We start from the raw sequence: 12781 nt of genomic DNA, 5'->3' as shown, positions 1-12781 counted from the left end.
TTATCAGCGATTGGCGTTGGCGAGAATGAAGCGCAGGGAGAGATGCTCCGCCCAGTAGCCGTCATAGCCGGTGGCTTTGTCGGGTGCGGCGAGGAAGGCGCAGTGGCCTCCGTGAGCTGCTTCGACGAGCGTGATGTTGGCATTGCCGGCAATTGCCGCGCGTGTCTCAGGCAGGACGCGTATGAAGGGATCGTCTTCTGCGTGAACCAGCAGCGTAGGAACGGCGATGGTACCGAGCACGTGTGCGGCGGCGCAGCGCTGGTAATAGTCCTCGGCGGACTGGAAGCCGGAGTAAAGCGCCGTGATGCGGTCGTCGAACTCACGAAGAGAGCGGATGCCGTAGGAGAGGCGCGGGTCGAAGGCGCGAGGAAAGAGCTCGGCTTTGTGCCGGAAGCGCTGGGTGAGGGCGCGAAGAAACTTCATCTCGTACAGCCGGTTGGCGGGCAGGTGCAGAGCGTCTGCTGAGGCCGAGAGATCCATGGCAGGCGAGACTCCGACGACGGCGCGAAGCTCCGCCGGAGCGTTGGCTCCGAGGTCGCCCGCAAGCTTCAGCACAAGGTTGCCACCCATGCTGTAGCCGATCAGCGAGATCGACGTGATGCCTTCTGTGGCGATAAAGTGATTGATTACGGCGAGCACATCACCGGAGAGCCCGGAGTGGTAAAGCGTCGGCGTCAGGCGGGCCATCTCGTAGTTCTTGCCGCCACAGTTCCGCATGTTCATGCGGATGATGTTGCAGCCCGCGTCCCAGAGCTTCTGCGCGTTGCCGCCGACGTACTGCGAGCGCGAGGAGCCTTCGAGACCGTGGAGGATGAGCACGGTGTGGCGGTCGCGGCGGACGTCGGCCGGTTGCCAGTGGCACTCACAAAGAATCTGGGTGGCGATCTGCGAGTGACGTGCCGGGATGACTTCGACGAGGTGCTGCGTGGGCGAGGGAATGTGCGACTCGCGTGGCAGGAAGTTGCCGAAGATAGTTTGCAGGTGGCCGTTGCGGAGCCAGCGGCGTGGTTCAAAGGAGGGCAGGCCCTGCTGCCAGTTTGCGGGCGTCATGCGGCCTCCTGCAGAACGGCTTGTAGCAGCGTACGCGCCTGCAAAGCTCCGGTGGGGGCTTCTTCGTGGCGTAGATAGACGTAGCTTTCCTGCGTGGCGGCAGCGAGTTCTTTCGCCAGCTTGTCGAGCGTGGCCGCGGAGTAGCCGCCGGGCTGGCGAAGCCGCCGATAGCGGTGCGTCGCGGTATCGACCTGCGGCGCGGTGAGCTTTTCGCTGTCCGACTGGCAGAGGGCGACGTTATGTTGACGCAGGAGGCTGTAGGTCTCTTCGCTGAACCAGTCAGCGTGCAGGAACTCGAAGGCCGAGGTGTGGCTTTGGAACTCCGGCAAGGAGAGAAATCCCGCGAGGAGTTCGTGGTTTGGCTTGAAGTTGTGCGGAAGCTGGAAGAGGACACAGCCGAGTTTGTTGGCGTTCGCGAAGGGCTGCAGCGTGGCGAAGAACTCGGCCACGGAGTCGGCGCAGTCGCGGAGTCGCTGCCAGTTCGTAATGCGCTGTGGAGCTTTGAAGCTGAAGCGGAAGCCGGAAGAGGTCGCGGCGAGCCAGTCTTCTGTTTGCTTGGCGCTCAGGGCCTTGGTGAAGGTGTAGTTCACCTCCAGCGAGTTCAACTGGGAAGCGTAGTAGCGAAGAAAATTTTTGCTGGAGACGTCAGCCGGATAGAACTCGGGCTTCCAGGTGGGATAGGCCCAACCTGAGGTGCCGCAGAAAAGTGGCGAAGCCGCCTGGTCATTTTGGGGGAATACGGACGCACGGCGGGACAATCGACTTCTCCAGGCCCGCAAAAGCGGTGTATCACTTCTCGAAAGAAACAGTACAGGGAGGGGGTGATTGGGGCGGCTAGTGGGGTTCGAACCCACGACATCCGCTGCCACAGAGCGGCGTTCTGCCACTGAACTATAGCCGCCGTATCGAGTTCAATTGTAGCATCCAATCACCTGTGAGGTGAAGCGCGTGAAGAATACATTTGCACAGCCCGAGATACTGCCGAAGGGACGAACATCGCGTGAGGTTCCGCATGATCGTCTGCGTGGCGCGGGTGGGATGTTTCGCGATGAGAACCTCGACCTGTTGTCGAAGGTGCTGGATACATGGTTCCGCGTGCCGGGCACCAGCATTCGCTTTGGGCTCGATGGCATCATCGGCTTTGTACCAGGCATAGGCGATATCCTCGGCGGATTGGCGAGCATGGTGATCGTGCTCGCAGCCTATGTGCGCGGCGTGCCGATGGTGACCGTGGCGCGCATGGTGGTGAATGTGGCGATCGAGGTCGCAGTGGGTATGGTTCCAGTACTCGGCAACCTGTTCGACATTGGCTGGAGAGCGAACCGCAGGAACTATCACCTGCTGGAGAGGGCGCTGGAGACACATCGCCGGGACACCTGGCGCGACTGGATGTTTCTTGGGCTGCTGACGTTGGGGCTGCTGGCGCTGATTTCTCTGCCGCTGCTGTTGCTTTTATGGCTTGGTGGAGAAGTTCTCCACGGAGTTCATGCTCCAAGGTGGTGAAGGCTGCTGTAAACTAGTGAAACGAGTCGGGGCGTAGCGCAGCCTGGTAGCGCATCTGCTTTGGGAGCAGAGGGTCGGGAGTTCGAATCTCTCCGCCCCGACCATTTCTTTACAGTCAAATATCCGTAAAAACCGGTAAAGACACGGCTTTCGGCGCGTACGCCCATAACCTAGCGTAACCCGCCGTTATACGCCGAAATTGGCATTTACGGCCGTCTGACAGGTTATCGGTAGCCGGTAAGCCCCGCGATCGGTAGCCCGTTTATCCGCCGGTGGGATGAGGGGCCGTTGGGTGCAAATGCCCGTTTTCGCCCTCTCAAGGCCGAGCCCCGGTAACGCTACCAAAATCCTCGATAAAATCAATAGTTTGTGGCGATGCCCTAAATCGCGCTGCCGAGCCATTTTGGAAAATCTGTCAGATCTGTCAGGCAACAGCACAGATAGCGACAACGGATCAAAGTGCTTCCCAGTTGGCCGATGCGCTTACAAGCAAACATCAGACGCAAACAAACAAGCTGAGCAGGAGGCGTTTGACTCCGCAAATGCAGCGCATGTCACAGAGGCCAAGGCTGATTCCGATGCCAATGATGCTGCGGATGCTGCCAAAGGAGCGGCTGAGTCTGCGGATGATGCTCAACAGAAGGCCGACGACGCTCAAGACAAGGCCGATAATGCTCAGGAACAAGTCGATCTTGGAGGAAACGGCAGTGCGGCTGCTGCAGCTTCAGACGCAAGTGCCGCTCAATCGGACGCCGAGACATCCAGTCTGACGAAGATACTGCGGATAAGCAACAACAACGCTCTGATGCAGATGATACCGACGCCTCGAAGGTGAATGGACTGGGTGACACAGATTCTCCATGTGGTGGTTAGACCCCTAAGATGTGCTCACTAACGTCTAAACGTAGAACTCAAACGACTCCACTGGAGGAGATATATGAAGATTAGCTACTCTGCTTCGAGAATCGCACTCGTGGCATTCGCAATCACGGGCTTAAGCCATCTTGCATCACCCTTGATGTTTGCACAGACTGAAAAGTCTACAAGCGAGTCTGCTCCGCCAAAACAATGGACGGACGCTGATACTGGGCACAAAGTTATTCGTCTCAGTGACGAGCCGGGATCAAAAGGACTTTACTTCAACTTGAACGCCTTCACCGCTGACGGGAAAGCAATGATCTATAGCTCTCCTAAAGGACTTCACCGTGTGGATTTGATAACGTTTGAAACCACAACTCTCATAGAGGGGAAGACTACCGCAGTCGTTCTATCTCCAAATGGGCAGCATCTTTATTTCAAAAAATTCGGTGACAGTCATCTTTACGTTTTAGATATTGAATCCAAGCAAATTAAGCGTATAGCCGATCTCCCTATTCGTGGTGTGCTGACCACAGTTAATGCAAACGAAACCTTACTGGCTGGTACCGTTCTCGAAGGTGATGCCCCCGACTTCAATTCATTTAAGTTGCAGGCATTGCGAGAAGCACATGATGAACTATTAGCATCAAAGACCGCTCGAAACTCTGAGCTAAAAACCAACACTGTTGCGATGCAGAAACGCTTAGATGCTCATTTACCCGAAGATATTTTCACCGTTAATATCGCTACGGGGAAGTAAAGATGATTTTGAAGGGTCACGATTGGCTAAATCATGTCCAATTCTCACCCACTGACCCTTATACGTTGATGTACGCCCATGAAGGTCCTTCTGACAAGGTTGACCGAATTTGGGCAATCAGGTACGACGGCACGCAAAACAAATTGATGCATGAGCGAACTGACGCGAATGAGACTGTTAACCACGAATTTTGGGGGCCGGATGGTCATACAATCTGGTATGACCTACAGAAGCCTAGTGGTAAGAACTTTTATCTTGCCAGTTACGATGTACAGTCGGGACAGCGAAAGCTCTACCACTTAGATAAAGTCGCGTCATCCGTACACTATGGCATATCAAAAGATGGCACACTGTTCTGTGGAGATGGTCGAAATACCGCGCTACCAGCAGCAGGAAGTAATACTCAAGGTAAGACTCCGTGGAGCCGTCAGTGGATTGAAACACTAAAGCCAATCCCGTTAGATGCTACCGCGGCCACTGATCCTAAAATGGCCTCATGGTTCGACTTCAACAATAAAGTATCGGGCAAAGAGGTCAGTCTTGCTGGTTGGTTGAAACCTGAAAGGCTGGTAAATCTTTCAAAGAACAACTATCTACGTGATGAACCTAACGCGCGTTTCAGCCCAGATGGAAAGTATGTAATTTTTACATCGAACATGTTTGGCTCAAGTTACGTATTTGCTGTTGAGACCAAATAATTTTTTACCAACCCCAGAAATCCTTCTACCTGTGCAGGTAGAATGGTTTTCATTCGGCTGAGAGGCTAATCAGAAGTGCTTGAGGGGGCAGGCAGATGCTAGCCTCGGCGATCACACCCACCACGTTGTCCACAGGCCTCGACTCAATGCGTTACTACCTTGACGATCATCTTGGAACAACACAGGTAGAACTTAGTTCTGAAGGATGGCCCCTGTGGATGGGACAGTTCACTCCATTTGGGCAAGAACTGCCTGATGGTTCAACGTCAATGCATTACAAGTTCACCGGCAAAGAACGTGATGCCGAAACAGGGCTCGATTACTTCGGGGCTAGGTACTACGCCTCCAGCATGGGAAGGTGGATGAGCCCAGACTGGGCCGACAAACCAGAAGCTGTACCCTATTCCTCGCTCGATAATCCGCAATCGCTCAACCTGTACGGTTATGTGGGCAACAATCCGCTCAGCAAAGCTGACCCAGATGGCCACGACCCTTCTGATCTTATCTTCGATGGTCAAGCCCATACAATCACGCTTGTTTCCAGCGATGGCAAGACAGTTGGGTCTTGGCCTGCGGCCAACAACGTGGCCGTCCATGCTCCAGCCGGAGAGGGTGGCGGTTACACACACGGGCCAATTCAAGACGGCACCTACGACATAAACTCTGGTGATTCCAAGGGGGCTACCATGCACCTGAACGGACCCGACAACGGTCCATACGGATCACAAGGGATCATCCATATCAAGGACGCGAAGGGTGCCACTGGAGACGTTGTCGTGGGGGATGGTGTACATTCCGGACGAAATGGACCGGAGTCGAAGACAGCAGGATGCGTAAGAACTACCTGTGAGGCAATGACGACGATCAACAAAACGGCTAAGACCGACCCGCTAAAAACCATTACCGTCAAAAACAATAAGCAAAATGTGGATCGGTGGAATAAAGCTAAAAACACTGCTGCGGAAACCCCACGGCCGCCCGCCAAGAAGCATGGTGCCCAATGAGCACGAAGTTGATGAAGCTCCTATCTCTCTGTCTTCTTTCGCTCACTATTGTTTCCGCTGGTATTGCACAGAAGCACGGAAGCCCTTCTCATAGCCAAGAGGCCAGTAGCAAGGCTCGCTTGGAGCGCATTTTGACGGATGCGAAATCTTCGCGACCCAGATTGCAAGTGTTAGTTGCTCAAACCGGCCCCTCGAAGGCGGGGGACCTAGTGTCTTCAAATAATCCTGTCGTACAAATGATTTATGCGGCTCACATGTATCAGGCCTCTGGTCCCGATTCAAGCACTGACGTTTTGAATGCTCTCCCGCGTTCCGCTACTGAAATGGAGGCTTTCTACGAATTCACACATGAGAAGGGCGCTGAACAGTTCCTTCCGTACTATTCTGCTTTCTATAAGGATGCCTTTCAATTGGTCGTACACCAGCCGAACGCACTACCAAAACTCTTCGACGTTGCGACACAGTTCGATACGAAACTTTGGCCAAACTACGAGGACGTGGACTTCTTCTGTTCACGGCTTGGAGAGCTGAGAGCAAAGATCCCAGCGCAGTACGATCGAGCAATGAAATCGAGGAACCTGAAAGACCGCAAATTTCTTACGGATTGCGGTCGATAGGTAAGGCTATGACGCAGGGGTATGGGTCTACGACGCGCTTGTCGATTTGTCATCTCGTTATACCGGCAAAGAAAGAGATACCGAATCAGGACTTGACCTCATGGGGGCAAGGTACTATTCGAGCAATATGGGTCGGTTTATGACGCCTGATCCCTCCGGTCTAACGCTGGCGAGTCTGTCAGCCCCCCCAAAGTTTCAACTTGTATGCCTACGCCCGAAACAATCCCCTCATCAACACTGATCCCACCGGCCTAGATTGCGTTTATGCCAACGACAATAACGACGGGGTGGGTTCCAGCCTCATAGCGTCGAATCTGGGCGACGGGGAGGCCGATCTTCTCGGCTAGCTGTGGCTGGGTAAGCCCTCGCTCCTTACGGAGCAGAGCCAGGCGTTCGGGGAACTTCACTGTCCAGTCGTGGTTAATCGGCACGAGCGTGGCGTAAGCAGCATAAAAACTCCCAAGCCATCTGTTGAAAAGGATGGGGCAGCCTGATCGTTCGAATCTCTCCGCCCCGACCAAACGAATTTAGAGAACGCAGTATGCGTTTTGAGAGCAGCTTTGGGCGTGTCGCCTGGCTGCTCTTTTTGCTGTCTGGCCGATGAATGCTACCTGTCGTTGGGGATCAGGCGAAGAGCGCAAATCCGAGCAGGACGAAGAGCGTGCCCGCGACGAGCATGTCAAACCAATCGGTGACGACGTTGAGCAGATGGCCGCTGGTCGAGAACTGCTGGTAGAACTCGCTGGAAAGCTCGTAATTCTGTTGATCTAGAACCTGGTGGTGCGAAGCAGCGAAGGCTTCGAGGGAGTACCGGGGGGAGTAATTGGCTTGCATGGAAATCTCTCTCGCAGATAGAACTTCTGCTTTTATCGAATGAATTCGAGAGAACTTTAGCGGATTCTTTACACGCTAGTACAGAAGGAATGGCCTGAGGGCATCGCTTGTGAAGCCATTTTGGGAATTTTTCCACGTTTCTGCGATGGAGGCAGCACTATCTCCGCGCGTAATGGCCTGCATCGTGGCTTTGTTGGCGACGAGTATGGAAGCCTGGCTGAGCTTGAACTGCTCCGGGTAGAGGTGGTGGAGCGAGACGAGAAGCTGGAGGCCGAGACGTGGCGAATCTAAGGCTTCTCGGTCGGTGACGGTGAAACGCACGGCAGGAATCGTCTGGCCGTGGAAGGGGTAGTGGTTTGCGTCGTCGGCGATGCTGAGTGTCGTGGCAGTCGCGGTCACGCCCGGTAGATGCTGCGCCGTGAGCTCGGCAGCGAGTTTAGACGCGTCGATCCACGGCGCTCCGATCTGCTCAAAGGGCGTGGCTGAGCCTCGGCCGACGGAGACGTTCGTCTGCTCGACGAACGCGACGCCGGGATAGAGAGTCGCAGCGTCGAGCGAGTGGAGATTGGGGCTGGGGTTGTGCCAGGTCCGGCCGGTCTGGTCGAGCCACTGCGAGCGCTGCCAGTTCTGCATCGCGATGACCTGCAGCGGCGCGTGCAGATCGCGGTTGAAGTACCGGGCGAGCTCACCGAGAGTCATGCCGTGGCGGACGGGCAGCGCGGTGAAGTTCGTGTAGGTGGAGATGTTAGCGTCCGAGACGGGGCCCTGCACGGCGAGGCCGTTGATGGGGTTAGGCCGGTCGAGGACGACGATGGTCAGCTTGTGCTGGAACTCCTTTTGCTCTGCAGCAGCGGCTTCGAGAAAGTAACCGACGACAGTTTCGTAGGTGAAGAAGCGGACGCCTGCGTCCTGAATGTCGATCACAACGGCGTCAAGGTCTTTGAGCTGCTCGTGCGTGGGGTGGCGATCTGCTGGCTTGGCCCCGTAGAGCGAAAGGACGGGAAGGCCAGAGGCCATATCATGTTCGGCGATCAGGTGTTCGGTGTCCTGCGCGCCGAAGAGGCCGTGCTCGGGGGTGAAGATCTTCGTCAGCTTGCCGGTGCTGTGCAGGATGTCGACAGTGCGCTTGCCTTGTGAGTCCAGCCCCGTCTGGTTGGTGAGCAGGCCGATGTGAGCGTAGGGCGCGAGCGCGGAGAAATGCGAATCTTCGAGGACGTCGATGCCGAGTTGGACGCCGTGAGCTTTGTTGAGTGGGGCACTATGCGCCCCGTTTACAAGTTCTGCAGGCTGCTCGCTGGGGGCAAGAAAAGGGACGTTGGCTAGTGCGCCATTCTTTCTCTGTGACGTATCTGAAAGAATTGCCAGCGCTGCGGCCGTTGCCACGTCGCCGCGCAGGTGCGAGATGGATTGTGCGACGCGCGGATGGATGGCGTTCGCGAGCAGGACGACGTACGTGTCGGTATTCGGGTCGATCCAGAGCGAGGTGCCGGTGAACCCCGTGTGCCCGAAGCTTGGCGTTGCGGAGGACGGGACGCTCGGGCCTGCCGTCGCAAAGACCGCGCCACGGTTGCGTGAAAAGGCCGTATTGATGTCCCAGCCGAGACCATGGACAGGCAGGCCTTTCGTCGGAACCAGCGTCGGGAATGGCTTGGCGAGGTCGCTTGTCAGAATGGTTGCCGTATCAAGTGTCGATGGCTGCTGCGGCGTGGTGGCGAGGCGCAGCGTGGCCTGTGAGACGGGGAACGGGCCGGTGTTGTGGAGCAGCTTGTCGAGCAGCGACTGCGCGAAGAGTGCGGTGTCGTGCGCGGTGGAGAAGACGCCGGCATGTCCGGCGACTCCGCCCATGCGGCGGGTGGTGGGGTCGTCGACGACCCCGCGGAGAAGGAAGCCAAAGTCCGGGTTGTTGGCGTCGGTTCCTGTGTCGTCGTGCGCGGTGGGGGCGATGCGCTCGAAGAGCGCGGTGCGCCAGGTGCCGGCGGTGCAGGTGAGCAGGCTTCTACCTTTGGGCTTTTGCCCCCAGGCGATAGCTGCTCCGCGAATCGTACGTGGGCCGCAGGCCTTGAAGGCAGGCAGGTAGCGCGTTTCCGTCATGCCGAGCGGAGCGAAGACGTGCTCCTGCACGTAAACATCTTCGGGCTGGTGGGTCAGGGTTTCGATGATGTCTCCGAGCAGGATGAAGTTGATGTCGGAGTAGCGGAAGAGGGTGTTTGCCTTCGACTGGAGCGGCGTGGTGAGTGCGCGGCGAAGCCCTTCTTCCTTGTCGGCAACAGCAAGCCCCCAGGCGTCGTCGAGCTTTACGTCGGCGGGTTCGCCGGAGATGTGCAGCAGCAGAGAACGAACGGTGACGGCGGTGCGGGCGGGATCGTGTTGCGGATTGAACGCGGGCAGATACTGCTCAACGGGAGCTTCGAAGGAGAGCTTGCCTGCGTCGTGTAGTTCGAGGATCGCTGTGGTCGTCGCGAGCACCTTGGTCAGTGAGGCCATGTCGAAGATCGTGTCTTCGGTCATGGCTTCAGCGGGCGCGGGCTGGCCGTCGAGGCCGGGTTCTCCGTCGAGTTTGCGGAGGCCGTAGGTGTGCTCGTAGGCGATCTTGCCGTTGTGGCCGATGACGACAACAGCGCCGGGGAGTTTGTGCTGCGCGATAGCGTCGTTGATGAGCGTGTCGACGGTGTCGAAGCGGTGCCCGGCTTCGGTTGTCTGGGCACGGAGTGTCACCGTTGAAAACGCGAGCAGCAGGAGTGCTGGGACGGTGCGGCGAGGTGTCAGCATACTGGCGAGGGCTCCGACGGCGAAGGTGGCAACGGCTCCGATGAGGACGTACCAGGTGAAGGCGATGTGCGGCACGGTGATGGGGCCAAGGTGGACGGGGAAGTTTCCTTGCCAGAGCCAGAGGTTGAGCAGGAAACCGAAGACCATGCCGATGCTGGTGCCGAGTTGCGTGGCGAAGCGGGTGAGCGTGCCGAGGAGGAAGACGCCCAGCAGGCAGCCGTAGGCGACAGCGGCGATGCTGAGGCCGATTTCGACAACGTGCCCCTTGCCGCCGACGGCTGCCGTTGCCACGGCGATGGCGAAGAGAACGAGCGCCCAGAAGATGGTGGAGGTTTTCGCAAGCATCGCGCGCTGTGAGTCCGTGGAGCGCGGGCTGAGTGTGACGTAGAAGTCGACGACCGTGGTCGAGGCGAGCGAGTTGAGCGCGGCCGAGAGATTCGACATGGCAGCTGCGAGGATGGCTGCGATGAGCAGGCCCGCAATGCCGACGGGCATCTGGCGAACGATGAACGCAGGGAAGAGGCGGTCCGACGAAAGACCGGCCAGCAGCGCCGGGGTCTGGATATTGAAGACGTAAAGTCCTGCCCCGATGAGCAGGAACATGGCGAACTGCACGAAAATGACGAGACCGGAGCTGAGCAGAGCGGCTTGCCCCTGGCGTAGGTTGCGGGCCGCGAGCAGGCGCTGCACCATGAGCTGATCTGTGCCGTGCGAGGCCATGGTGAGGAAGGTCCCACCCAGCAGACCGGCCCAGAAGGTGTAGCTCTGGGTGAGGTTGAAGGCAAAGTTGAGCCAGTGGAACTTGCCCGCCGCAGAAGCGACGTGGACGATTTCGTGCCAGCCTCCGTGGACGTGCATACCGAGCGTCAGTAGAGCGACGAGCGTGCCGCCGACGTAGATGATCATCTGCACGACGTCGGTCCAGATAACGGCAGCGAGACCGCCTTCGAAGGTATAGAGCAGCGTGAGCGCGCAGATGATGGCGATCGACCAGACGTCGCGTGTGCCAATGGCGATGCCGACGACGATGGAGACGGCGAAGACGCGAACGCCTTCTGCGGCAGCGCGTGTGAGCAGGAAGAGGCCTGCGGTGACCTTGTGCAGCGCAGGCCCGAATCGTCGGTCGATGAGCTGGTAGGCGGTGAGCATCTCCCCCGCAAAGTAGCGCGGAAGGAAGAGCAGCGCAACAACGACGCGACCCACAAGATAGCCGAGTGCGATCTGCAGGAAACCGAAGTTGCCACCGAAGGCCAGCCCCGGGACGGAGATGATCGTGAGTGTGGAGGTCTCCGCGCTCACGACCGAAAGCGCGATCGCCCACCAAGGGATGCTGTTGTTGGCGAGGAAGTAGCTCTTGAGCGATTTATCTGCGGAAGCCGCGCTGTTGCGCTTGCGAAAGCGCAGGCCAAAGAGCGTGATGCCGAGCAGATAGATAGCGACGATCACGAGATCGACAGCACTCAACCGGTGAGGTGCGGTGAGGATGATGGCGGCAGGCGTATGGAGCAAGCGGTGTCGACCTCGTGTTCTGAGTAGGGGCTAAGCGATAGCTTCGCCGTGGAGATAGCTGGCGGTACGTTGACCGGCCGCATTGAAACGATTGAGATGCGCCGGAGCGCCGATGCCGATGGAGACAACGTCATTGCGGCCAAGCATGGCTGCGGGATTGGCCGAGCCCGCTCGAACGGCGTCCTCCAGAGAAACCTCAAGGAATCGTTGCAGATTTTCGACGGCGCGGTCCAGCGTGAGGAGCGAACCCGCGAGCGTGGAGCGGCTGTCCGTAAGCGTGGCGGTCTGGTTTTCTACCGTGACGGCAAGGCCGCCGAGGGTGTAGTTGCCGTCGGCCATGCCGGTAGCGGACATGGAATCGGTAACGAGCAGGGCGCGCTTTGCGCTCTTTGCATGCCACCAGAGTCTGGCCATCTCTGGGTGAACGTGGATGCCATCGAGGATCAGTTCGGCAAAGAGTTCCGGGCTGTTCAGAACGGCCGCAACAACTCCCGGCTCGCGGTGGTCAAGCGCGCGCATGGCGTTGAAGGTGTGCGTCGCTGAGGCAGCACCCGCAGCGACGGCGGCTTGTGCTTCGTCCAGTGTGGCATTGGTGTGGCCCAAAGAGACGCGGACGCCGAGGGTTTTGGCATAGGCGATAAACTCGACCGCTCCGGGGAGTTCGGGGGCGACGGTGACGAGTGCGATGTGTCCTCGCGAGGCTTGCTGGAAGCGGTCGAAGAGCTCAATCGTCGGCGGCAGCAGATCGTGCGCGGGATGCACACCGCGTTTGACGTGCGATAGAAACGGACCTTCGAGGTGGATCGCTACCGGCTTGGATTCGTTGGCGGGGGTATCACATTCGATGTTGTCGGCGATACGTTCGAGCGCATGCAGCGTCGTGTCGATAGAGTCCGTGACGGTGGTGGGCAGGTAATGGGCAACGCCGTGGCTTGCGTAAAAACGTTGCAGTTCGCTGAAGTCGGCGGGTGTCGCGTTCATGACATCTTTGCCGACACCACCATGCGTATGCACGTCGAAGAGAGCGGGCGCGAGTGTGTCGTTATTTTCCGGCTGCGCGCGGTCGATATCGATGGCCGCGATTCGGCCGTTGTCGTCGACATGAATCACAGCGTAATCGACGAGTCCGTTTTCAGTGATGAGTTTGCGGGCGTGAAGAGTCTTGCTCATGGTCAATGC

At 57.9% G+C, this 12781-nt stretch carries 12 protein-coding genes and 2 tRNA genes; 7 read left to right on the top strand and 7 right to left on the bottom strand.

All coding sequences use genetic code 11. The features are described from left to right. Nucleotides 1-3: 3 nt before the first annotated feature. The 3 genes from PW792_09075 to PW792_09065 all read right to left on the bottom strand — a co-directional run bounded on the left by PW792_09075 (nucleotide 4) and on the right by PW792_09065 (nucleotide 1951). On the bottom strand, nucleotides 4-1050 hold the full coding sequence (locus PW792_09075; protein MDE1162081.1) for an alpha/beta fold hydrolase: 1047 nt from the start codon (nucleotides 1048-1050) through the stop codon (nucleotides 4-6). Next, nucleotides 1047-1808 carry a DUF72 domain-containing protein gene (locus tag PW792_09070; GenBank protein ID MDE1162080.1) on the bottom strand — a complete coding sequence of 254 codons (762 nt, stop codon included), beginning with the start codon at nucleotides 1806-1808 and terminating at the stop codon, nucleotides 1047-1049. The genes PW792_09075 and PW792_09070 overlap by 4 nt, the downstream gene beginning before the upstream one ends. Before the next feature lie 68 nt (nucleotides 1809-1876). Then, nucleotides 1877-1951 (bottom strand) — tRNA-His (locus PW792_09065). A gap of 137 nt (nucleotides 1952-2088) precedes the next feature. Between PW792_09065 and PW792_09060 the strand changes: the two genes are divergently transcribed. The 7 genes from PW792_09060 (at nucleotide 2089) to PW792_09030 (ending at nucleotide 6490) form a co-directional block, all read left to right on the top strand. Next, nucleotides 2089-2553: a DUF4112 domain-containing protein gene (locus tag PW792_09060; GenBank protein ID MDE1162079.1), complete on the top strand. Its 465-nt coding sequence runs from the start codon at nucleotides 2089-2091 to the stop codon at nucleotides 2551-2553. A 27-nt stretch (nucleotides 2554-2580) separates the two neighbouring features. Beyond that, a tRNA-Pro gene (locus tag PW792_09055) sits at nucleotides 2581-2657 on the top strand. Nucleotides 2658-2851: 194 nt separating this feature from the next. Then, nucleotides 2852-3388: a hypothetical protein gene (locus PW792_09050; protein ID MDE1162078.1), complete on the top strand. Its 537-nt coding sequence runs from the start codon at nucleotides 2852-2854 to the stop codon at nucleotides 3386-3388. 102 nt (nucleotides 3389-3490) lie between these two features. Next, a complete protein-coding gene (locus PW792_09045; protein ID MDE1162077.1) occupies nucleotides 3491-4171 on the top strand; it encodes a hypothetical protein in 681 nt (226 codons plus the stop codon). Nucleotides 4172-4173: 2 nt separating this feature from the next. Next, nucleotides 4174-4869, top strand: coding sequence for an oligogalacturonate lyase family protein (locus tag PW792_09040; GenBank protein MDE1162076.1), 696 nt, complete (start codon nucleotides 4174-4176; stop codon nucleotides 4867-4869). Nucleotides 4870-5087: 218 nt separating this feature from the next. Then, nucleotides 5088-5873, top strand: coding sequence for an RHS repeat-associated core domain-containing protein (locus tag PW792_09035; GenBank protein ID MDE1162075.1), 786 nt, complete (start codon nucleotides 5088-5090; stop codon nucleotides 5871-5873). After that, entirely contained in the window at nucleotides 5870-6490 is a 621-nt protein-coding gene (locus PW792_09030) for a hypothetical protein (protein MDE1162074.1), read from the top strand. The genes PW792_09035 and PW792_09030 overlap by 4 nt, the downstream gene beginning before the upstream one ends. 251 nt (nucleotides 6491-6741) lie before the next feature. Here PW792_09030 and PW792_09025 read toward each other — a convergent pair whose 3' ends face one another. From PW792_09025 to nagA, 4 genes are all read right to left on the bottom strand, one after another. Further along, nucleotides 6742-6921, bottom strand: coding sequence for a helix-turn-helix transcriptional regulator (locus tag PW792_09025; GenBank protein ID MDE1162073.1), 180 nt, complete (start codon nucleotides 6919-6921; stop codon nucleotides 6742-6744). 193 nt (nucleotides 6922-7114) lie between these two features. Further along, nucleotides 7115-7324: a hypothetical protein gene (locus tag PW792_09020; GenBank protein MDE1162072.1), complete on the bottom strand. Its 210-nt coding sequence runs from the start codon at nucleotides 7322-7324 to the stop codon at nucleotides 7115-7117. A gap of 75 nt (nucleotides 7325-7399) precedes the next feature. Next, complete coding sequence (locus PW792_09015) at nucleotides 7400-11602, bottom strand: sodium/solute symporter (GenBank protein MDE1162071.1); 4203 nt, start codon at nucleotides 11600-11602, stop codon at nucleotides 7400-7402. Between the two features lie 30 nt (nucleotides 11603-11632). Continuing rightward, entirely contained in the window at nucleotides 11633-12772 is a 1140-nt protein-coding gene (nagA, locus tag PW792_09010; GenBank protein ID MDE1162070.1) for an N-acetylglucosamine-6-phosphate deacetylase, read from the bottom strand. Nucleotides 12773-12781 lie beyond the last annotated feature (9 nt).

Source organism: Acidobacteriaceae bacterium (genome assembly GCA_028283655.1).
Classification (GTDB): domain Bacteria; phylum Acidobacteriota; class Terriglobia; order Terriglobales; family Acidobacteriaceae; genus Granulicella.
This window is presented reverse-complemented; position numbering and strand designations above follow the sequence as displayed.

Coding starts and splice junctions, on each gene's coding strand:
- PW792_09075 (MDE1162081.1), bottom strand. CDS start 1,050: ATGACGCCCGCAAACTGGCAGCAGGGCCTGCCCTCCTTTGAACCACGC.
- PW792_09060 (MDE1162079.1), top strand. CDS start 2,089: ATGTTTCGCGATGAGAACCTCGACCTGTTGTCGAAGGTGCTGGATACA.
- PW792_09050 (MDE1162078.1), top strand. CDS start 2,852: ATGCCCGTTTTCGCCCTCTCAAGGCCGAGCCCCGGTAACGCTACCAAA.
- PW792_09045 (MDE1162077.1), top strand. CDS start 3,491: ATGAAGATTAGCTACTCTGCTTCGAGAATCGCACTCGTGGCATTCGCA.
- PW792_09040 (MDE1162076.1), top strand. CDS start 4,174: ATGATTTTGAAGGGTCACGATTGGCTAAATCATGTCCAATTCTCACCC.
- PW792_09035 (MDE1162075.1), top strand. CDS start 5,088: ATGGGACAGTTCACTCCATTTGGGCAAGAACTGCCTGATGGTTCAACG.
- PW792_09030 (MDE1162074.1), top strand. CDS start 5,870: ATGAGCACGAAGTTGATGAAGCTCCTATCTCTCTGTCTTCTTTCGCTC.
- PW792_09020 (MDE1162072.1), bottom strand. CDS start 7,324: ATGCAAGCCAATTACTCCCCCCGGTACTCCCTCGAAGCCTTCGCTGCT.
- nagA (MDE1162070.1), bottom strand. CDS start 12,772: ATGAGCAAGACTCTTCACGCCCGCAAACTCATCACTGAAAACGGACTC.